The organism is Pseudarthrobacter sp. NPDC055928 (assembly GCF_042270935.1).
In the GTDB taxonomy this organism is placed as follows: Bacteria; Actinomycetota; Actinomycetes; order Actinomycetales; family Micrococcaceae; genus Arthrobacter.
In genome coordinates this window covers 1-17,807 of sequence record NZ_JBHJZH010000023.1, presented here as the reverse complement: position 1 = coordinate 17,807, position 17,807 = coordinate 1, and the positions used below count along the sequence as shown (strand labels likewise).

At 63.6% G+C, this 17,807-nt stretch carries 18 protein-coding genes; 7 read left to right on the top strand and 11 right to left on the bottom strand.

The window, feature by feature from the left end; translation table 11 throughout:
* Positions 1 to 7: 7 nt before the first annotated feature.
* Both pheT and pheS read right to left on the bottom strand, forming a co-directional pair.
* Complete coding sequence (gene pheT, locus ACFC25_RS21005) at positions 8 to 2,551, bottom strand: phenylalanine--tRNA ligase subunit beta (RefSeq protein ID WP_376048738.1); 2,544 nt, start codon at positions 2,549 to 2,551, stop codon at positions 8 to 10.
* Between the two features lie 2 nt (positions 2,552 to 2,553).
* Entirely contained in the window at positions 2,554 to 3,615 is a 1,062-nt protein-coding gene (gene pheS, locus ACFC25_RS21000) for a phenylalanine--tRNA ligase subunit alpha (RefSeq protein ID WP_337347664.1), read from the bottom strand.
* A gap of 227 nt (positions 3,616 to 3,842) precedes the next feature.
* On the opposite strand from pheS, the gene ACFC25_RS20995 reads away from it, so the two are divergent.
* Both ACFC25_RS20995 and ACFC25_RS20990 read left to right on the top strand, forming a co-directional pair.
* Positions 3,843 to 4,325 (top strand): hypothetical protein, encoded by a 483-nt coding sequence (locus tag ACFC25_RS20995; protein ID WP_376048735.1) that lies wholly within the window; start codon positions 3,843 to 3,845, stop codon positions 4,323 to 4,325.
* A 2-nt stretch (positions 4,326 to 4,327) separates the two neighbouring features.
* Positions 4,328 to 4,969 carry an SIMPL domain-containing protein gene (locus ACFC25_RS20990; protein WP_376048732.1) on the top strand — a complete coding sequence of 214 codons (642 nt, stop codon included), beginning with the start codon at positions 4,328 to 4,330 and terminating at the stop codon, positions 4,967 to 4,969.
* 71 nt (positions 4,970 to 5,040) lie between these two features.
* Here ACFC25_RS20990 and ACFC25_RS20985 read toward each other — a convergent pair whose 3' ends face one another.
* From ACFC25_RS20985 to ACFC25_RS20975, 3 genes are all read right to left on the bottom strand, one after another.
* Positions 5,041 to 6,378 (bottom strand): MFS transporter, encoded by a 1,338-nt coding sequence (locus tag ACFC25_RS20985; protein WP_376048729.1) that lies wholly within the window; start codon positions 6,376 to 6,378, stop codon positions 5,041 to 5,043.
* A 111-nt stretch (positions 6,379 to 6,489) separates the two neighbouring features.
* Positions 6,490 to 7,503, bottom strand: coding sequence for a PDR/VanB family oxidoreductase (locus tag ACFC25_RS20980; RefSeq protein ID WP_376048727.1), 1,014 nt, complete (start codon positions 7,501 to 7,503; stop codon positions 6,490 to 6,492).
* Positions 7,504 to 7,531: 28 nt separating this feature from the next.
* Positions 7,532 to 8,626, bottom strand: coding sequence for an aromatic ring-hydroxylating dioxygenase subunit alpha (locus ACFC25_RS20975; protein ID WP_376048725.1), 1,095 nt, complete (start codon positions 8,624 to 8,626; stop codon positions 7,532 to 7,534).
* 161 nt (positions 8,627 to 8,787) lie between these two features.
* Between ACFC25_RS20975 and ACFC25_RS20970 the strand changes: the two genes are divergently transcribed.
* Positions 8,788 to 9,387 (top strand): PadR family transcriptional regulator, encoded by a 600-nt coding sequence (locus tag ACFC25_RS20970; RefSeq protein ID WP_376048723.1) that lies wholly within the window; start codon positions 8,788 to 8,790, stop codon positions 9,385 to 9,387.
* Between the two features lie 81 nt (positions 9,388 to 9,468).
* Positions 9,469 to 10,599 (top strand): Rv2578c family radical SAM protein, encoded by a 1,131-nt coding sequence (locus tag ACFC25_RS20965; RefSeq protein ID WP_376048722.1) that lies wholly within the window; start codon positions 9,469 to 9,471, stop codon positions 10,597 to 10,599.
* Positions 10,600 to 10,621: 22 nt separating this feature from the next.
* Here the strand turns inward: ACFC25_RS20965 and ACFC25_RS20960 are convergent, their stop codons facing one another.
* Positions 10,622 to 11,074 carry a (deoxy)nucleoside triphosphate pyrophosphohydrolase gene (locus ACFC25_RS20960; protein ID WP_376048720.1) on the bottom strand — a complete coding sequence of 151 codons (453 nt, stop codon included), beginning with the start codon at positions 11,072 to 11,074 and terminating at the stop codon, positions 10,622 to 10,624.
* Between the two features lie 81 nt (positions 11,075 to 11,155).
* Here ACFC25_RS20960 and ACFC25_RS20955 point away from each other — a divergent pair, with 81 nt between their 5' ends.
* Positions 11,156 to 12,364: an MFS transporter gene (locus ACFC25_RS20955; RefSeq protein ID WP_376048718.1), complete on the top strand. Its 1,209-nt coding sequence runs from the start codon at positions 11,156 to 11,158 to the stop codon at positions 12,362 to 12,364.
* 48 nt (positions 12,365 to 12,412) lie between these two features.
* On the opposite strand, the gene ACFC25_RS20950 is transcribed toward ACFC25_RS20955, so the two are convergent.
* Positions 12,413 to 13,390, bottom strand: coding sequence for a cation diffusion facilitator family transporter (locus tag ACFC25_RS20950; protein WP_337347654.1), 978 nt, complete (start codon positions 13,388 to 13,390; stop codon positions 12,413 to 12,415).
* Between the two features lie 204 nt (positions 13,391 to 13,594).
* On the opposite strand from ACFC25_RS20950, the gene ACFC25_RS20945 reads away from it, so the two are divergent.
* Positions 13,595 to 13,870: a GlsB/YeaQ/YmgE family stress response membrane protein gene (locus ACFC25_RS20945; protein ID WP_337347653.1), complete on the top strand. Its 276-nt coding sequence runs from the start codon at positions 13,595 to 13,597 to the stop codon at positions 13,868 to 13,870.
* Between the two features lie 105 nt (positions 13,871 to 13,975).
* Here ACFC25_RS20945 and ACFC25_RS20940 read toward each other — a convergent pair whose 3' ends face one another.
* From ACFC25_RS20940 to infC, 4 genes are all read right to left on the bottom strand, one after another.
* Positions 13,976 to 14,908, bottom strand: coding sequence for a TrmH family RNA methyltransferase (locus ACFC25_RS20940; protein ID WP_376048714.1), 933 nt, complete (start codon positions 14,906 to 14,908; stop codon positions 13,976 to 13,978).
* Positions 14,909 to 14,965: 57 nt separating this feature from the next.
* Entirely contained in the window at positions 14,966 to 15,430 is a 465-nt protein-coding gene (rplT, locus tag ACFC25_RS20935) for a 50S ribosomal protein L20 (protein ID WP_337347651.1), read from the bottom strand.
* A 116-nt stretch (positions 15,431 to 15,546) separates the two neighbouring features.
* Entirely contained in the window at positions 15,547 to 15,741 is a 195-nt protein-coding gene (gene rpmI, locus ACFC25_RS20930) for a 50S ribosomal protein L35 (RefSeq protein WP_009358635.1), read from the bottom strand.
* A gap of 116 nt (positions 15,742 to 15,857) precedes the next feature.
* On the bottom strand, positions 15,858 to 16,895 hold the full coding sequence (gene infC / locus ACFC25_RS20925; RefSeq protein WP_376048707.1) for a translation initiation factor IF-3: 1,038 nt from the start codon (positions 16,893 to 16,895) through the stop codon (positions 15,858 to 15,860).
* Positions 16,896 to 17,281: 386 nt separating this feature from the next.
* On the opposite strand from infC, the gene ACFC25_RS20920 reads away from it, so the two are divergent.
* A complete protein-coding gene (locus ACFC25_RS20920; RefSeq protein WP_310166219.1) occupies positions 17,282 to 17,668 on the top strand; it encodes a DUF1844 domain-containing protein in 387 nt (128 codons plus the stop codon).
* Positions 17,669 to 17,807 lie beyond the last annotated feature (139 nt).

Here is a 17,807-nt window from a genome sequence, read left to right as displayed (position 1 = left end):
CAGTCAGCTAGCGCTGGACGGCACCGAAGCGCTCGGCGGCCAGGGCCACCGCGCTTTCGCGTGCGGCCGACGCCTCGTCGGCCGTCAGCGTGCGGTCCGTCGCACGGAAACGCAGGCCGAAGGCCAGCGACTTCTTGCCTTCCTCAATGCCCTTCCCGACGTAGACGTCGAACAGCGCGACATCCTCCAGCAACTCCCCGGCTCCCTCCCGGAGCGCCTCAAGGACGTGGTCCGCCGGAATGTCCTTCGGCACTACCAGCGCCACATCCTGGGTAGCCACGGGGAACGTGGAGATATGGCGGGCCACAATGACGTCGGCTGCGGCTTCGAAGAGGGCGTCGGCGTTGAATTCCAGCGCCACCGAGCGGGCCGGCATGTCATGCGCGGCAAGAAGCTTCGGGTGCAGCTCGCCGGCGTAACCCACCACTTCGCCGGTCCGCAACGAAAGCTGCGCGGCACGGCCGGGGTGGAACGCCTGGTGCGCACCCTGGCTGACCACGATTTCGACGCCCAGGACGTCCCCGGCAAGCCGGGCGATGTCCAGCGCGTCCGACCAGTCCCACATGCGGGGGGTGTGGCCCGCAGCCGCCGGTGAATCGTGGCCCGTCAGGACCGCGGCGACGTACAGCGGCTGGTCCGGCACGCCGTCGTACAGTGCATCCAGCACCTCGTCGGCAGGCTTGACGCCCAGCGGCGGGATGGAGGCAGTACCCACGGTGCCGCCGGGCAGGAAAACGAGGCCCGACTCAAAGAGCGCCAGGTCCCGGAAGCCGCGGGAGTGGTTCCGCTTTGCAACCTCAATGAGCCCGGGAAGGATGGAGGTCCGCAGGTAGCCGTGTTCCTCGCTGATCGGGTTGGCCAGCTTAACCGCGCTGCGGTCGGCCCCCTGTTCCGCGACGCCGAATGTGTCGTTGGCGGCCTTGGAGACAAACGGGTAGGCCAGCACTTCGGTCAGACCGGCATCGGCCAATGCCTGGATGAGGCGACGGCGCTGCTGCTGCACACGGGTCAGCCCTCGTCCCGGAGGTGCCACCGGAAGGGTGGCGGGGATGTTGTCGTACCCCACCAGCCGGGCGATTTCCTCGGAGAGGTCCTCTTTGGTTTCCAGGTCGTTGCGCCAACTGGGGGCGGTAACGGTCCATCCGTCGTCGGCCTTTTCGACTACTGCACCAAGATCCACCAGCGAGGTGGTGATCTGCTCTTCGGTGAAGTCGATGCCGATCCGCTGGGCGGGAAACGCCGCAGGCAAGGCGATGGTCACCGCGTCCGGCGCGGTCCCGACGTCGGTCCCGGCCTCGTCGGCGACGCCGCCGGCAAGTTCCACGAGCAGGTCAACAACACGCTGGGCGGCAATGCCGGCAACCTGCCAGTCCACGCCGCGTTCGAAGCGCTTGGACGCTTCGGACGGCAGCTTGTGGCGGCGGCGCGAGCGTCCAATGGACACCTCGTCGAAGTGTGCCGCTTCAACCAGGACGTTCGACGTCGAATCGCTCACCTCGGTGGCGGCGCCGCCCATCACGCCGGCGATGCCGATCGCGCCGGAACCGTCGGTGATGAGGAGGTCCTCGACGTCGAGCGTGCGCTCTTTATCGTCCAGGGTGGTGATCTTCTCCCCCGCCACCGCACGGCGCACCACGATGTCGCCGGAAAGCTTGTCCAGGTCGTAGCAGTGCGTGGGCTGGCCGAGCTCCAGCATGACGTAATTGGAGATGTCCACAGGCAGCGAGATGGACCGGATGCCAGCCAGCCGCAGCCGGGAGGTCATCCATGGGGGCGTGGGCCTGGTGGCGTCGACGCCGCGGACAGTGCGGGCCACGAAGCGGTCACAGCCGGGCTTGCCGTAGATGGGAGCGTCGTCGTTGAGTTTAACGCCGTAGCCGCCGGAGAGCTCGGCCGGTGCCTGGACCTTGGAGGCCGGGTCCGTGAAGGAGGTTCCGGTGGCGTGCGCGTATTCACGGGCTACACCGCGGATGGAGAACGCGTAACCACGGTCCGGGGTCACGTTGATCTCGGCCGCCTCGTCGTAGAGGCCCAGCAGGTCCATCGCGTCGGTGCCGATTTCGGGATCCAGTCCGATCCGGGACAGCACCAGGATGCCGTCGTGATCCTCGCCGATGCCCAGCTCCCGGACAGAGGCGATCATTCCGGCGGACAGGTGGCCGTACGTCTTCCGGGCAGAAATGCGGAAGTCTCCCGGCAGGACGGCGCCGGGGAGCGTGACCACCACTTTGTCGCCCTCCACGAAGTTGTGGGCGCCGCAGATGATCCCCTGCACGCCGGACGGATCGATGCCCTCGCCGGACAGGGATTGTTCCTGCCCTTCGGGGACCACGCGGACCTGGCACCAGTTGATGGTCTTGCCGTTGGTCTGGGGTTCCTTGACGATGCTCAGGACCTGGCCCACCACAATGGGGCCCTGCAGGGTGTCCGTGGGCCGGTGGACTTCTTCTTCTTCAAAGCCGACCTTGACCAGTTCGGCCATGACGTCTTCGGCCGTTGCTCCGGCCGGTACCGCTGCGAATTCCCGCAGCCAGGAAAGGGGGATACGCACTGTTAGATCTCCATCCCGAAGTGCTCGCTGAAACGTACATCGCCTTCGATCATGTCGCGCATGTCGCCCACTTCGTTGCGGAACATCAGTGTGCGCTCGATGCCCATGCCAAAGGCAAAACCTGAATAGGCGTCCGGGTCGATGCCGGCGGCCCGGAGGACGTTCGGGTTGACCATGCCGCAGCCGCCCCATTCGATCCACCGTGGGCCACCCTTGGCGCCAGGGTGCCAGATGTCCAGTTCGGCTGAGGGCTCGGTAAAGGGGAAGTAGTTGGGGCGCAGCCGGATCTGGGCTTCGTCGCCAAACATTTGCCGGGCGAAGTGCTCCAACGTTCCGCGGAGGTCAGCCATGCTGAGGTTCTTATCGATGGCCAGGCCCTCGAACTGATGGAACACCGGGGTGTGGGTGGCATCGAGTTCATCGGTCCGGAACACCTTGCCCGGACACAGCACGTAGATGGGTACGTCGCGCTCCAGCATGGAGCGGACCTGCACCGGGGAGGTGTGGGTGCGCATCAGCAGGTGGGCCTCGGGAGGCTCCACAAAGAACGTGTCCTGCATTTCACGCGCCGGGTGGTCCGGCTTGAAGTTCAACGCGTCGAAGTTGAACCACTCGGATTCCACCTCGGGGCCTTCGGCAATTTCCCAACCCATGCCCACGAAGATGTCCGCCACGCGGTCCTGCAGCGTGGACAGCGGGTGCCGGGCTCCGGCCCGACGACGGCGCGGCGCGGCCGTGACGTCAACTGTTTCTTCCAGCAGTATCCGCGCGTCGTTTTCGGCTTCCAGCTCGGCCGTGCGGTCCGCGAGCGCTTTGTTCACCCGGCCCCGGGAAGAACCCATCAGTTTGCCGGCCACGGCTTTCTGATCCTTCGGCAGAGCACCGATTTCCCGGTTGGCCAGGCTGAGCGGTGACTTCTCACCAGTGTGGGCAAGCCTCACCGCCTTGAGTTCGTCGAGGGAGCCGGCGCCGGCAATGGCGGCGATAGCCTGGTCTACAGCGGCAGTGATGGCGGCTTCATCCGTAGGGTTCGGGATGGCGGCGCCCGGCAAAGTTTCAGTCATCTACTGTTCTTAGCTACGAGTCGGGGCTGACGTATTTCCTCAATGACCAGGGCAGCCCCACACGGTTTCCCGGCAGCGCGTCCGTCACTGGCAGGCCACCAAAGTGAATCCATGCGGCATGAATGCACTCAATGGCCAGGTCAGGACCGCCAGAACATTACCCGTGGGAGTTCTGCCGGCGGCCACTATCCTCCAGTCTAATTGAAGGCTCCGGCTACCATGGCCTCATGACACTGCGGCGGCGCCTGGCAGGAGCACGGCCATTGACGGCAGGCCAGCGGGCGCGGCAAATCGCCAACCTGGCCAACGGCACCACGCTGCTGGGGCTCGGTATTGCCCGGGTTGCGGGAACCGCCATCACCAAAGGCCCACGGGGACTGGTCATAGCTGCCGGTTATCGGTGGAGGCTGCCGCACGCAGGGGCTTTCGCCGTGGGGAATGTGGTCATCTGCCGCACCTCCGCTGAACGGCTGGCCTCCAACGCGGCACTTCTGGGCCATGAGGAAAAGCATTGCAGCCAGTACGCCTGCTGCCTGGGATTTCCCTTCCTTCCGCTGTATTTCCTGGCCGCCGGCTGGTCGCAGTTCCGGACTGGAAATCCGGGGTCGGCGAACTTCTTCGAAAAGCTGGCCGGTCTGGAGGCCGGCGGCTACGTTGACATCAGGACACCTAGGCCGGCTCCGCACAGTGCCGGTGGAATCGAGGTTTGACCATGGCCGGCGCGAAGACCAGGACCATCACCGTGACGGGAACAGGATCGGCCGAGGCGCCCCCTGACCTGCTGACGATTTCCGTCGGCGTCGAGTGCCGGCGGGACAGCGTGGGTGCTGCCTACGCGGCTGCAGGCACGGCGTCCGCCGCTGTCTCCGGTGTACTCCGGCAGTACGGCGTTGGCGACGCGGACATCCGGACGACCGGGCTGAACGTCCGGCCGGAGCTGATTTGGCGCGACGGGGAGGGCCAGAAAGTGGCCGGTTATGTGGCGTCGAGCATGCTCACGGTCCGCCTCCGGCAGATGGGCGCTGCCTCCACGGTCATCGCGGACGTGGTTGAGGCCGGCGGCGACGACGTCCGCCTCAACGGCCTGGAGCTCGGCTTCACGGATGAATCCGCTGTGATGTCACGTGCCCGGGAAGCTGCGTGGCAGGATGCCGCGGCTGCGGCCGAACAGTTTGCTTCCCTCGCTTCAGCCAGGCTTGGCGCGGTGGTGTCCGTTGCCGAGCACCCCCTCTCATCCGGCCCGGTTCCTGTGGCCAGGCTCGAGCGGGCCGTAGCCACGGACGCCATCAGTGTGGAGGCCGGCCATTCGAGCGTCAGCGCCAGCGTCACCGTGGTGTGGGAACTGCAGGCCTGAAGGAAGTCCGGGACTGCACAGGCTCTCGGCGTCAGGAAGCCGTAAGGAGCCAGTGCAGTTGGCAGATATGGTCAGACTCCGCTGAGTTCCTCCAATGACGCGCCCTTCGCCACTGGCTCTTTGGACCGGATCATTCCAACAGCGACAGCGCTGATAAGTACTACGGCACCGACGGCGAGGTATAGCTGCACGGCGGACCACGACGCGTCGAGGAGTGCGCCCGTGATCAGCGGGGCAATGATGGCCCCGATACGTCCGACGCCGATACCCCAGCCGACGCCTGTGCTGCGGGCGGACGCGGGGTAGAGGGAAGGAGCAAGTGTGTAGAGTCCGGCGATGCAGCCGTTGATCAGCACACCCACCAGTATGCCTGCGCCAAAAGCGAGCATGAGCACAGAAGCGGCCGAAATAAAGACGACCATCATGATGGCCGAGAGAACGGTAAAGACCACAAGGACAATTTTGCTGTTCCACCGGGTGGCTATCACGCCGTACAGGAGGGCTCCGAAAATTCCGCCCAAGGTGAGCATCAACCCGCCGGTGATGCCTTGGCTCTCGGTCATGCCGGCGCTGACCAGGAGACGGGGAGTCCAGCTGTTGACGAAGTAGAAGCCGAACATTGTGGCGAAGAAGGCCAACCAGAGCAGCAGCGTGGAACGCCGGTTGGCGGGCGACATGAGGTCGGAGACGGGATTTGGCTTCTTCCTGGCCAGGGCAGGAACGTCCTGCAGGACGGCGAGTTCGGGGTGGCCCGTTTTGCGTGCAATTCGATTGAGCCGGTCCAGGACGTTGCGGGGCCTCTTGGTCACGAGGAAGTCGACAGACTCAGGGAGCACGAACAGCAGCAATACCAGGATGCTGAGCGTGCTGATACCGCCGAAAACAAAGACGGAACGCCAGCCGTACTGGCTCTGGAGGTAGACGGCGACGGCACCTCCGAGCGTTGCGCCGACGCCGTAGCCGGCCGTATAGATCCCAATGCTCAGACCCCGGCGCTGCTTAGAGGAGTATTCGCTGGCGATGACGTTGGTGCAGGCCAGGATACAACCCACGCCCAGGCCCGTCAGAAAGCGCCAGATGCCCAACTGCAGCATGTCTGCTGCCGTGGCTGCCAGCACCATGCCCAGGCCGGCCACTCCGACGGCGGCCAGAATCATCGGCCGCCGTCCGATGACGTCAGCGATGGGGGCGAGGCAGAGGGATCCAATGGCCATGCCTACGAGGCCCGCGCTCAAGAGGACACCCAGTTCGGAGCCCGTAAGGCCAAATTCCTTGGTGACACCGTTGGCCGTGAAAGCCATTGCCAGGACGTCGAAGCCGTCCAGGGCGTTGAGCAGCACGCACATCCCGATGATCAACCATTGGTATGGCGACATCCGGGACCTGTCGATACGTTCGCGTAGATCCATCTTGTATTCCTTGGAGTCAGGAGTTCCCTAGTGGGAGCTGGTTCTGTTGAGGGCGGCGGAGATGTCCGCAACCCGTTTGAGTTGATGCACGAAGTGCCGAAGCAGGCGCGATCAGGAGACGTCGATCGTGACGACCGCCAATGACGCGGAGGCTGCAGCGTCCTGCCGGTAGCCCGTGGCAGAGGTGACGGCGCGCGAGACGCAGCAGCACATTTTGCGGGCAGCATGTTGCTGGCGTTCGCTGTAGAAGACGTCGCGATGATCCACGACGCCCTTCAAATCCAGAATGCGAACCTCACACAGTCCGCATTCGCCCTTGCGGCAGTCGAACATCATGTCCACTCCGGCGTCCTCCAGCGCCTCGAGCATGGAGCGGCCCTGCCCCACTTTCGCCTCAACTCCCAGCCGCGGAATACGGACCAGGAACTCCTCGGGGTCGTACCACCCGGAGTTGCCAAAGGTTTCGTAGCGCAGATTCGGCATGTTGAGTTCCCTCTCGGCCCACGCGCGGCGCACAGCATCCATCAGCCGGATGGGTCCGCACATGTACAGTTCTGTTTCCATATCGAGGCCGGCAACCATGGCTGTGACGTCCAGGCTGCCGCCGTCGTCGTCAACGTGGATCTGCAACCGGTCCCCGTGGAGATCCCGCAAATCCTGCAGGTAGGCCATCGCGGGTACCGTCCGGCCGGCGTAGACCAGGATGTAGTCGGCTTTGACGTTTCGAAGCACCGTGGCCATCTGCATAATGGCCGTAATCCCAATTCCACCGGCCAAGAGGACGTACCGCTTGGCCCCGACGCGCAGTGGAAAATTCTGCAGGGGTTGAGTGATTCGAAGTGTGTCGCCGGGCTTCAACGCGTGCATGAAGATGGATCCGCCTCGCGAAACGGGGGTCTTGAAGACGCTTATGGCCAATCTCTTTCCGCCATCAATGGATTCAACGACCGAGTAGGAGCGCTTCTCCGTCGCCCCGTTGATCATCACGCTGAGATCGATGTGCGATCCGGGCTCTGCATGCTTCGGCTCGGCCGGTTCCAGCTCAATCCGGCGGATGCCTGTGGCCACGTCCAAGACAGCCACGACCGTCGCCGACTGCCAGATTTCGTTGTTGGTTGCTGCCATGGTGTTTCCCCTTGAAGTCCGTGGTTGCTCAGAGTGCCGCCACCATGCGGCCCTCTGCCTGGAGCATCCGTTCAATCATCCTGCGGACCCACATGCCGCCAGCGTCGATATTCAGGCTGTAGAACTCGAAATCCGGGTTGGCGTCAATGGCAGCCTGCTGAGCGGCCAGCATTGCTTCATCCTCACCGAACACGCCGTGCACGGCGTTGCGAAGCTGCGTGGTGATGAGCTGGCTGTCCAGGCAGTAGTTGCGCATGAAGGCCCAGAAGTAGTGGCAGGACTTTGATGTCTCCGGGCTGATGGTGTTCATGACATAACCGTTGACGCCCTGGCTGCGGTCGCCATCCGGGGCGCCTGTGCCGGCCTTGGCAACGCCGACGTCAATGCGAATGGTCGAGGGCGCCTCAAAGCGAATGATCTGCCAACGGTCCACCTTGCCTTCGAAGCCTGGGAACTTGTCACGCAGGTTCTTCAGCCAGAACGGCGGGGCCTCGATATCGAGCATCCATCGGGAGACGGTTACCGTCCGGTCGTCGTGCGTGACCACAAACTCTGATTCGCTCAGCTCTTCCTGGCCGATGCTGGAGGCGTGGACAAATTCCTCGTGTGTAAGGTCCATGAGGTTGTCCAGGACCAGCTGGTAGTTGCACGGAGCAAAGATCGTCTCCCCATCGCCAGCCCAGTCCGGGCTGTCCATTTGGTGCATATCGGGAACAAGGCCCGGATCCGCTTGGGTTGGGTCGCCCAGCCAGACCCACACAAAGCGATGGCGCTCCACTACCGGGAAGGAAGGCACCGTGGCCGAGGGGTTGATGCTCTCCTGGGCCGGCATCGACGTACAGCGGCCCGCCGAGTTATAGCGGATGCCGTGATACGGACACTGGATCTCATCCCTGCCCACCACTTTGCCCATGGAGAGCGGGGCCAGTCTGTGCCAGCAAGCGTCGGCCAGTGCGACGGCCTGGCCGTCCTCCGTCCGGTAGAGGGCCAAGGGGCGGTCGGCGATCCGGCGGGCCAAGGGCTTCCGGGTTACCTGGTGGTCCCAGGCGGCAACGTACCAGGCGTTCAAGGGATAGCCCAGGACTTTGTTGGTGGTGGAACCAGTGGATTGGAGCACAGTCATCTTTGACCTCTTTCGGGGGGCTGGCAAACATCTGCTGCGGGGTCACATGCTGATGTGGGAGCAGTTCTCTGAGTGCAACTATCTATGTACATAGATGGTGGCTTGGGTCGCACACTATCTATAGATATAGTTAGTTGACAAGACCTCGAAAGGAATTCCCCATGAGTCTTCGCTACGCGCTTTTGGCATTGCTCACGGTCGAGCCAATGACCGGTTACGACCTGGCCAAACGGTTCGAGTCCTCCGTTGCTTTCGTCTGGCACGCTCCGGACTCGCAGATCTACCCCGAAGTACGGAAGATGGCGAAGGAGGCCCTGCTCGAGGCGGAGGAAATCTCCTGGGGACCCAACGGGAAGAAGACGCAATACCGCATCACGTCCAAAGGCCGCGACGCCTTCCGGCAGTGGATGAACACACCCTTGGAGTACTCCCGCGAGCGCGATCCGGTCCACCTCAAGGCCGCCTACCTGGAGTGGGCCGAGCCAAGCGCGGCCAGGCAGCACATGCAGGCCCATATCGATTACCACACGATGCGGCGGGCTCAGTGGACCGGAATGATCGCAGAGTTGCGCGGAGCCACCAATGAAATGCTGAACAAGAGGTTGGCAGCAACCCCCGAGCAGGACCGTAGACGCACTTTGGAGTACAAGATCTTCACCTATGAGGGGCTGATCGCCAGGGCGGAGACGGAGATCGAATGGGGCAAGCAGGGACTCCGGCTCATCGATTCATTCCCCGCACCTTCACAGCAGGGGACCTGATTCAGGCTGACTCAACTCTTTTCGGCTCGCCGTACCGCACCCATCCTTGACTTAAGTTCGAACATATCTTCGAATAGAGGCATGAGATGGGATGCACAAGCACTGATGCCGCGGCCCGGCAATGACGCCGGAAGTGTGGCATCACCGGCCCTGCTCCCCCTCGCCGGATTGGTCCGTTCGGTCACCACTCCCGAGTTCGCCGGCATCACCTTCCATGAGGTCACTGCCAAATCGGTGCTCAACAAGGTGGTTGCCGGTTCAAGGATGCCATTCGAGTGGACGGTGAACCCGTACCGTGGCTGCAGCCATGCCTGCGTCTATTGTTTTGCACGCAAGAGTCACACGTATCTCGATTTCGACGCCGGCCTCGACTTCGACAGCCAAGTGGTGGTCAAAGTCAATGCCGCAGATGTCCTCCGGAAAGAGTTGGCAAAGCCTTCCTGGGGCCGCCATCAGGTGGCCCTCGGCACCAACACCGACCCCTATCAGCGTGCGGAGGGCCGTTACCAGCTCATGCCGGGCATCATCACCGCATTGGCGGACTCCGGCACCCCGCTGTCCATCCTCACGAAGGGGACGCTGCTGGCCCGCGACATTCCTCTGTTGAAGAGGGCTGCCGCCCAGGTGCCGGTGGGTGTCGGCATCTCGTTGGCCATGACGGACGAAGCATTGTCTGAGGCCGTGGAGCCGGGCACTCCGGGCCCGAGGGCAAGGCTGAAACTGGTCTCCCGGCTACGCGATGCCGGGCTCCCCTGCGGTGTCATGGCCATGCCCATCCTGCCGTGGCTCTCGGACAGTGATGAAGCATTGGATTCCCTGTTCGCTTCCCTGGCTGCCGCGGGAGCTACGGGCGTCACCGCCGGAGCCCTCTACCTGAAGCCGGGCACCCGGGAATGGTTCATGCAGTGGATTGCCAGGAACCACCCGGAGCTGGCTGGCAGGTACCGGCGCCTCTACGGCACGGGATCCTACGCCTCCAAGGAATACCGCGCGTGGCTGGCGGCAAAGGTCCGCTTCTTCAAGCAGCGGCATGGCTTTTCAAGCGGCCACGGTTTCAGCCACCGTGACCTTGAGGACGATCCCCGAGGCGAGGAAGCACAATATCCCGCCGGGAGCATTCCGCCTGCTCACTTTGCCGGTACACAGGAAAAGCCGGCTGCAGATTCCCCACCGACCGCCTCGGGCCTTAAGCAGCAGCCCACGTTGTTCTAGCGAACGCCTGGGGGGAAATAGTTCAGCGGGGAACGCTTGAACCCACGAGCGTGCCCAAGGATTCCAGGAGGGCCCGGACAATCGGGAAGTCCGCCGGGATCCACGGAAGGCTGAGAGCTTCGTCACGGTTGGTGGTGCTGATCCACCGCAGCAGGTCGTGGTCTTCGAGCGGCCGGGGCTCGCCGTCGGAAATTTCCGCAAGCCACACCCGCATACTCGCGCGCTCGTTCAGGCGCCAGCCAGCGGGCGTTGCGGCGGGCAGTTCCTCCCCGAGGCGGACCTCGACGCCCAGTTCTTCCCTGAGTTCCCGGTGCAGTGCGGCCTCGCTTTGTTCGCCGGCTTCCACTTTCCCGCCGGGAAACTCCCAGAGCCCGGCGAACTGCTCGGGAGCCGTCCGCCTGGCCACCAGCATCCGGGTGGGCTCCGCTAACGAGTCAAGGATTGCGCCGCCAACTACCTGTATCCGTCCAGTCACCCTTCCAGTCTATGGGGGACAATTGATGAGGCGCCCGCGGGCGTGCGCCACAATCCACTCCCCTTTCGAAAAAGCAGGCACATGAGCAGCGTCATCCAGTCACCCACCGCCCGGAAGACCCAGTCCCCCGGCATCGCGCCCGCCATCATTTCTCTGGCGATGGGAGGCTTCGGGATCGGCGTGACAGAGTTCACCATGATGGGCCTGCTCAAGGAAGTGGAAGTGGGCCTTGGCATCAGCACTCCGGAAGCCGGACACCTCATTTCTGCCTACGCCCTGGGCGTGGTGGTGGGCGCACCCCTGCTGGCCGCAGTCGGAGCCAAACTGCCGCGGAAACACCTGGCCCTTGGACTGATGCTTTTCTTCAGCCTTGCCAACCTGACCTCGTTCCTGGCCCCGGACTACGGCACCATGTTGGTCTCCCGCTTTGCCGCCGGTCTGCCCCACGGCGCGTTCTTCGGTGTTGCGGCTGTCATCGCCGCGTCGCTCGCGTCGCCCACCCGCCGGGGGTGGGCCATCTCCATGGTGATGGCCGGATTGACTGTCTCCAACGTCGTCGGCGTGCCGCTGGCCACGTGGGTGGGCCAAGCATTCGGCTGGCGCCTGCTGTTTGTCCTGGTGGGGGCCATCGGACTGTTGACCCTGGCGCTGCTCTGGAGGTTCGTGCCATTCCAGGCGGCGCACCCCGATGCCAGCATCCGGCGCGAACTCGGGGCGCTGAAACGGCTTCAGGTCTGGCTGGCCATCCTGATTGGCATTGTCGGCTTCGGGGGCTTTTTCGCCACGTACACCTATATAGCCCACACCATGACATCAGTGGCGGGCATCCCGTCGTCCCTGATCCCGCTGGTGGTCGCACTCTATGGACTGGGCATGGTCGCCGGCAATATCGTGGGTGGCCGGATCGCCGACAGGTCCGTAATGGGAACCATCTACCGGGTGCTGCCCGGCATCGCCGTGGCGCTGGTGGTTTATGCCGTCGCTGCGCAATGGCCGTGGTCCGCGTTTGTCATGGTGTTTGTTGTGGGTGCGGCCGGCTCGATGCTGGTACCGGCACTGCAGACCCGCCTGCTGGATGCTTCCCCGGACGCACCTTCACTCGCTTCCTCCCTCAACCACGCGGCGCTGAACGTCGCCAACGCACTGGGCGCCTTCCTGGGGGGTGTGGTGATCGCCTGGGGCTGGGGCTATGTTGCTCCAGCCCTTGTAGGAGCCGTCCTTGCCATCCTTGGCTTGGGTGTGGCCATCATCAGCGGGCTGCTGGAACGCAAAAACCCGCTGACCGCCTGATCCAGTGAATCGGCGGCCAGCGGCCAAGGGCTATGTCCCATGGCAGACTCAGGCTTTGGCGTCCTGCTCCCCCGCTTTGCCGGCCGGGGCTTCCGATGGCGCTGTGCCCCCGGTGTCCGCACGGTGGAGGTCAGGTTCCAGGTAAATGACGCGGGCGATCGGAACCGCCGCCCGGATCCTTTCCTCTGCTCCATCGATGGCCGCAGCGATGTCACGGCCTGCATCGGCTGCGCCGACGGAAATTTTCGCCGCCACAAGCAGTTCTTCCGGACCAAGGTGGAGGGTCTTCAGGTGGATAACGCGCGTCCCACCAGACTCGATGGCGCGGTGGATTTTGTCGCTGTTATCCTTGCTGGCAGATTCACCCAGCAGCAGCGACTTGGTTTCGAGAGCAAGAACGACGGCGATCAGCACCAGCAGGATGCCGATCATGCCGGTGCCGATGGCGTCCCAGACGCCGTTGCCGGTCAGGAGGGTGAGCCCCACGCCGAAGAGGGCGAAAATCAGGCCAACCAACGCGCCGAGGTCCTCAAGCAGGATTACGGGAAGTTCGGGCTGCTTCGCGGTACGCACAAAGCTGACCCAGGTCTGCTTCCCTCGCACGTGGTTCGATTCGATGATTGCGGTGCGGAAGGAAAAGGACTCCGCGATGATTGCGCCCACCAGGACTGCCAGCGGAACCCACCAGAAGGCGCCTTCGATGGCATGCGGGTGCTGCAGTTTCTCCCACGCCTCATAGAGGGCAAAGAGGCCGCCGACGCTGAACAGCACGATGGAAACGATGAAGGCGTAGATGTAGCGCTCGCGCCCGTACCCAAAGGGGTGCTCGGGACTTGCGGCCCGCTTGGCCCGCTTGCCGCCCACCAGCAGCAGGATCTGGTTGCCGGAGTCAGCCAAGGAGTGGATGGCTTCGGCGAGCATCGAGGACGAAAGTGTCAGGATGTATGCGACGAATTTGAGGACGGCGATTGTCAGGTTTGCGGCAAGGGCCGCGACGATCGCCTTGGTACCGCCAGTTGCAGCCACGTGGGCTTCACCTCTTATGGATTACAGGGCTGGGACAGGAAAAACGCGGCGCCGGCCACAGCTCCGCCCATAAACACCGTACCTGCCGAGGTGTGGGACACGCACCCCTTACGGGCCGTAAGGCTACTGACAATAAGGGGGCTGTGTGTTAGCTTGATGCAATATCGGGAAGATTTCGTCCCGGCGAATAAATAAGGAGGAGACATGGGTTTTCTTGCTTGGATTATTCTCGGCCTCATAGTGGGGGCCATTGTTAAGGCCGTAATGCCCGGCAGAGTGGGCGGCGGCTGGGTCACCAGCCTTGTTCTTGGTGTGGTTGGTGCAATTGTAGGCGGCTGGATTGGCAGCCTGCTCTTCAACAGGGGCGACCTTGCATTCTTTGACCTCGGCACGTGGATCCTCGCCATCGTTGGCGGCCTGGTAGTCGCCGGCGTCTACGGCGCAATCACGGGACGCAGCAAAAGCACGCGCGCACCCTGATTCCCGTCCTACTATTTAGAATTTCACCGCAAGGGCCCCGGATGAACATCCGGGGCCCTGCCATTTAAGTTGCGGATCGAAAGTCCAGGCCACAGTCCCTCGGGATCAACCCGCGGATGCTGCCGCTGCGGACGATACCGGCAGGCCGCCCTGTTGGGACCGTGCGCTGGCATAAAGGCAGACCGTTGCTGCCGTACCGAGGTTGAGGCTCTCGGCCGCCCCGTAGACAGGCACTGCCACGCGGTGGTCAGCCAGGGTGAGTTCAGCCTCCGAAAGCCCTTGTGCTTCGTTTCCAAACAACCAGGCCGTAGGGCTTTCCAGCGGGTAGGCCGACTCGGCGGCGGACGCACCCAGCCGTCGGGCTGCATTCTCGTCCTGCAGGGTGTCCAGGTTAAGGGTGCCGTAGCCATCCGCGGCCAGCAGCCCTATCCCCCGGGAACGGCACGCCGAGGCAACCTCGTCAATGTCGGCCCCGAGGACCACGGGCAGATGGAACAGGGAACCGGCCGTTGACCGGACGGCTTTGGGGTTGTAGATGTCCACGCTGGCTCCGGTGAGGACCACGGCGTCAGCTCCCGCGGCATCGGCTGCACGCAGCACTGTTCCGGCGTTGCCGGGATCCCGGACCTGGCAGAGGACCGCGATAAGGCGGGGACCGGCGTCGAGCACTTCCTCCAGGCTGACGTCAACAAAGCCGCAAACTGCGATGATGCCTTGGGGATTGACGGTGTCCGCCATGGCGGCCAGCACATCGTCGGTCGCCAGCCGCGCGGATGTCCCTTCGGCGAGGTCCTCGAACTCCGGGTAGCGGTCAAGGCAAGCTTCGCTGGCAAAGACCTCGTGCACCACTCCCGGCGCGCCGGCGGCCAGCCGCTGCTGGTGGAGGCGCAGGGCTTCCCGTACAGCCTGGGGGCCTTCGGCGAGGAACCGGCCCCGCTTTAAACGGGCCGGGCGCCCGGCAAGCCTTGCCACGTCCCTGACCCGATCAGCTCGGGGGTTTGAGAGTGGAAGGTCTTGCGGGCGCCCGGTTTCGTTCATATAAGAACCTTAGTTGCTGTTCAAGCAGGTTCTCGAACTACCCAGAACGGGAGGCTATTAGACAGCCGCTTCGTCAGCAGCAGGCTTCTTTGCAGCCTTAGCCTTCGGAGCCTTGGCTGCCTTGGCCTTGGGAGCTTCAGCCTGGACGGCGGGAGCGGACGTGTCTGCGGGCAGGGAGTCCTTGGCAATCTTCACCAGCGCGGCGAAGGCATTGGCGTCGGAGACGGCCAGCTCGGCCAGCATGCGGCGGTCAACCTCGACCTCAGCGGCCTTCAGGCCCTGGATCAGGCGGTTGTAGGTGAGACCGTTGGCGCGGGATGCAGCGTTGATGCGCTGGATCCACAGGCGACGGAAGTCGCCCTTCTTCTTCTTACGGTCACCGTAGCTGTACACAAACGAGTGCAGCAGCTGCTCTTTGGCCTTGCGGTACAGGCGTGAACGCTGTCCCCGGTAGCCCTTTGCGCGTTCGAGGATAACCCGGCGCTTCTTGTGGGCGTTTACCGCCCTCTTCACACGTGCCACGTGCGTACTCCTTCAAATCTGATCCCAAGCGTCTACTACCGGAAACCCGGCCGGCCTGAGAAGGCTTTATGGTAGGTGGCTGCTGCCAGGAGGCAGGCGGCCAAAAAACTTGGAAATTAGATGCCGAGCATCTTCCGGATGACCTTGGCGTCGCCCTTGAAGACGATCTTGTCGCCGGCAAGGCGACGGGTCAGCCTGGAGGACTTGTGCTCGAGGTAGTGGCGGCGGTTGGCCTGCTGGCGGCGCAGCTTGCCGCTGCCGGTCAGCTTGAAGCGCTTCTTAGCACCACTGTGGGTCTTCATCTTCGGCATGGGAACCGATCTCCTTACGTGTCCGCAGACAGGGTCTGCAGTTCTTTCGTGCAGCCGCCCCTGCGGGCGGCGTGCTGGTTGCTTGCTGCCGGAGGAGAGCCTCCGGCAGCTATGAACTAAGTAGTCTTCTTGCCAGCCGGCTTCGGCGCCGCTTTGGGGGCGGGACGCGCAGCAGGCTTCGGCGCTGCGGGCCGTGCCACAGGCTTCGGCATCGGGACGGCGGCGGGCTTCGGCGCTGCCGGGGCCGGAACCGCTGCGGCCGGCTTGGCCGCTTCCGGAACCTTTGCTGCAGCGGGCGCCTTGGGGGCTTCCGGAGCCTTGACTGGCGCCGGTGCTGCCTTGGGGGCTGCCGCCTTGGGAGCTTCAGCCTTGGGGGCCTCAACCTTCGGGGCCTCAACCTTCGGCGCTTCCTGCTTCGGGGCTTCCTGCGGTGCGGCCTCCTTGACGGGAACCTCAGCTGCGGGGGCGGCTTCAGCGGGAGTTTCAACCGGCGCCTCAACCTCGGGTGCCTCGGTCTCGGGCTCCGTGGTGATGGCGAAACCTTCCGGGAGAAGATCAGCCAGTGACTGCGTCAACGGTGCCTGGTCGTCGCCGGAGACGTCGATGCGTCCTGTGGCCTTGGCTTCGTTCTGCGCTTTGGCCTCCGCACGCTGCGTGGCGCGGCGTGCTTCTGCCTTGGCTTCTGCCTTGTTCTTCAGCGGACCCACAACCATGACCATGTTCCGGCCGTCGATGCGGGGGCTGGACTCAACAACGCCAACCTCAGCGACGTCGTCAGCAAAGCGCTGGAGCAGGCGGATGCCCATCTCCGGACGCTGCTGCTCGCGGCCGCGGAACTGGATCATTGCCTTGACTTTGTCACCCGCGCCGAGGAAGCGCAGTGCATGCCCGCGCTTGGTCTCGTAGTCGTGGGTGTCAATCTTCAGGCGGAACCGGATTTCCTTCAGAACTGTGTTCGTCTGGTTCTTCCGGGCTTCACGTGCCTTGACGGCGGCCTCGTACTTGTACTTGCCGAAGTCCATCAGCTTGCACACCGGAGGCTTCGCCTGAGGTGCAACTTCAACGAGATCAAGGTCGGACTCGGCAGCCAAACGCAGGGCATCCTCAATACGGACGATTCCTACCTGTTCACCTGCAGGGCCGACCAGCCGCACCTCGGGGACGCGGATACGCTCATTGATTCTTGGCTCGCTAATGTTAAAGCTCCTGTGATTGTTGTGGGGTATTCCACCGGCAAAATAGAGAAGGCCCCCAATTGCCGGAGCAATCGAAGGCCTCGAAGATCGGATGTGCGGTCCTCCGCGGAGGATGCACGCATCATCCCCGCAAAAGCTGGGTGACGCCCGACCAGGTACCCGGCAACCTTGCTTCCTGTGGAAATACTTCCTTCGGGAAAACGGCTGACGCGGGTGGGAGAGGACTCCGCTTGCAAACTGGCTGCCATTCTACAGAAAAAAACCCGCTCAGCGCATCCCAGCGCCGGTGGGGATCATCCATAACAAATAACGACATCCAGTCGGTCTGTGACAAGCTTACCAGTATGAGCACCCCAGACAGTAATTCACACGTTTACCAGGCTGCCGACGCCCAGGGGGACGTCGCCCAGCAAATCCGAGACATCTCCGAAGTTCCGGCCATCGAAGTTATTACCACCGCGGCCGTCCACCTCATGAGCGCAGCCGCAGTGAAGCTTGGCCTCGCCGCCGAGGACAACGCCGAGGAACTCAAGGACCTGGACGAGGCCCGGAAGCTCATCACTGCCCTCGCCGGGCTGGTCACCGCCGCCGCGCCAGAAATCGGGTCCCAGCATGCCGGCCCCTTGCGCGATGGCCTGCGTTCGCTGCAGCTGGCGTTCCGCGAAGAGTCGATCATCCCTGACGCCCCGGGCAAGGGTCCGGGCGAGAAGTACACCGGCGCGGTCAACTGACCAGCGCTCCCCCAAACTCCCATTCCCTCCCCCAAGCCCAACTAAGTGGCAGTAGATGTCGTTTTGGACGCTCAAAACGACACCTGCTGCTATCTAGTTGGGCAGGATGACGACGGCGGCGGGCTGACCATGGTGGTCC

Bases quoted from the DNA above. Each gene is read 5' to 3' on its own strand.
- ACFC25_RS20955 (WP_376048718.1), top strand. From the start codon at position 11,156: ATGAGCAGCGTCATCCAGTCACCCACCGCCCGGAAGACCCAGTCCCCC.
- ACFC25_RS20975 (WP_376048725.1), bottom strand. From the start codon at position 8,626: ATGACTGTGCTCCAATCCACTGGTTCCACCACCAACAAAGTCCTGGGC.
- ACFC25_RS20940 (WP_376048714.1), bottom strand. From the start codon at position 14,908: ATGAACGAAACCGGGCGCCCGCAAGACCTTCCACTCTCAAACCCCCGA.
- ACFC25_RS20990 (WP_376048732.1), top strand. From the start codon at position 4,328: ATGGCCGGCGCGAAGACCAGGACCATCACCGTGACGGGAACAGGATCG.
- ACFC25_RS20920 (WP_310166219.1), top strand. From the start codon at position 17,282: ATGAGCACCCCAGACAGTAATTCACACGTTTACCAGGCTGCCGACGCC.
- rpmI (WP_009358635.1), bottom strand. From the start codon at position 15,741: ATGCCGAAGATGAAGACCCACAGTGGTGCTAAGAAGCGCTTCAAGCTG.
- ACFC25_RS20995 (WP_376048735.1), top strand. From the start codon at position 3,843: ATGACACTGCGGCGGCGCCTGGCAGGAGCACGGCCATTGACGGCAGGC.
- ACFC25_RS20980 (WP_376048727.1), bottom strand. From the start codon at position 7,503: ATGGCAGCAACCAACAACGAAATCTGGCAGTCGGCGACGGTCGTGGCT.
- pheS (WP_337347664.1), bottom strand. From the start codon at position 3,615: ATGACTGAAACTTTGCCGGGCGCCGCCATCCCGAACCCTACGGATGAA.
- ACFC25_RS20965 (WP_376048722.1), top strand. From the start codon at position 9,469: ATGAGATGGGATGCACAAGCACTGATGCCGCGGCCCGGCAATGACGCC.
- ACFC25_RS20970 (WP_376048723.1), top strand. From the start codon at position 8,788: ATGAGTCTTCGCTACGCGCTTTTGGCATTGCTCACGGTCGAGCCAATG.
- ACFC25_RS20985 (WP_376048729.1), bottom strand. From the start codon at position 6,378: ATGGATCTACGCGAACGTATCGACAGGTCCCGGATGTCGCCATACCAA.
- ACFC25_RS20945 (WP_337347653.1), top strand. From the start codon at position 13,595: ATGGGTTTTCTTGCTTGGATTATTCTCGGCCTCATAGTGGGGGCCATT.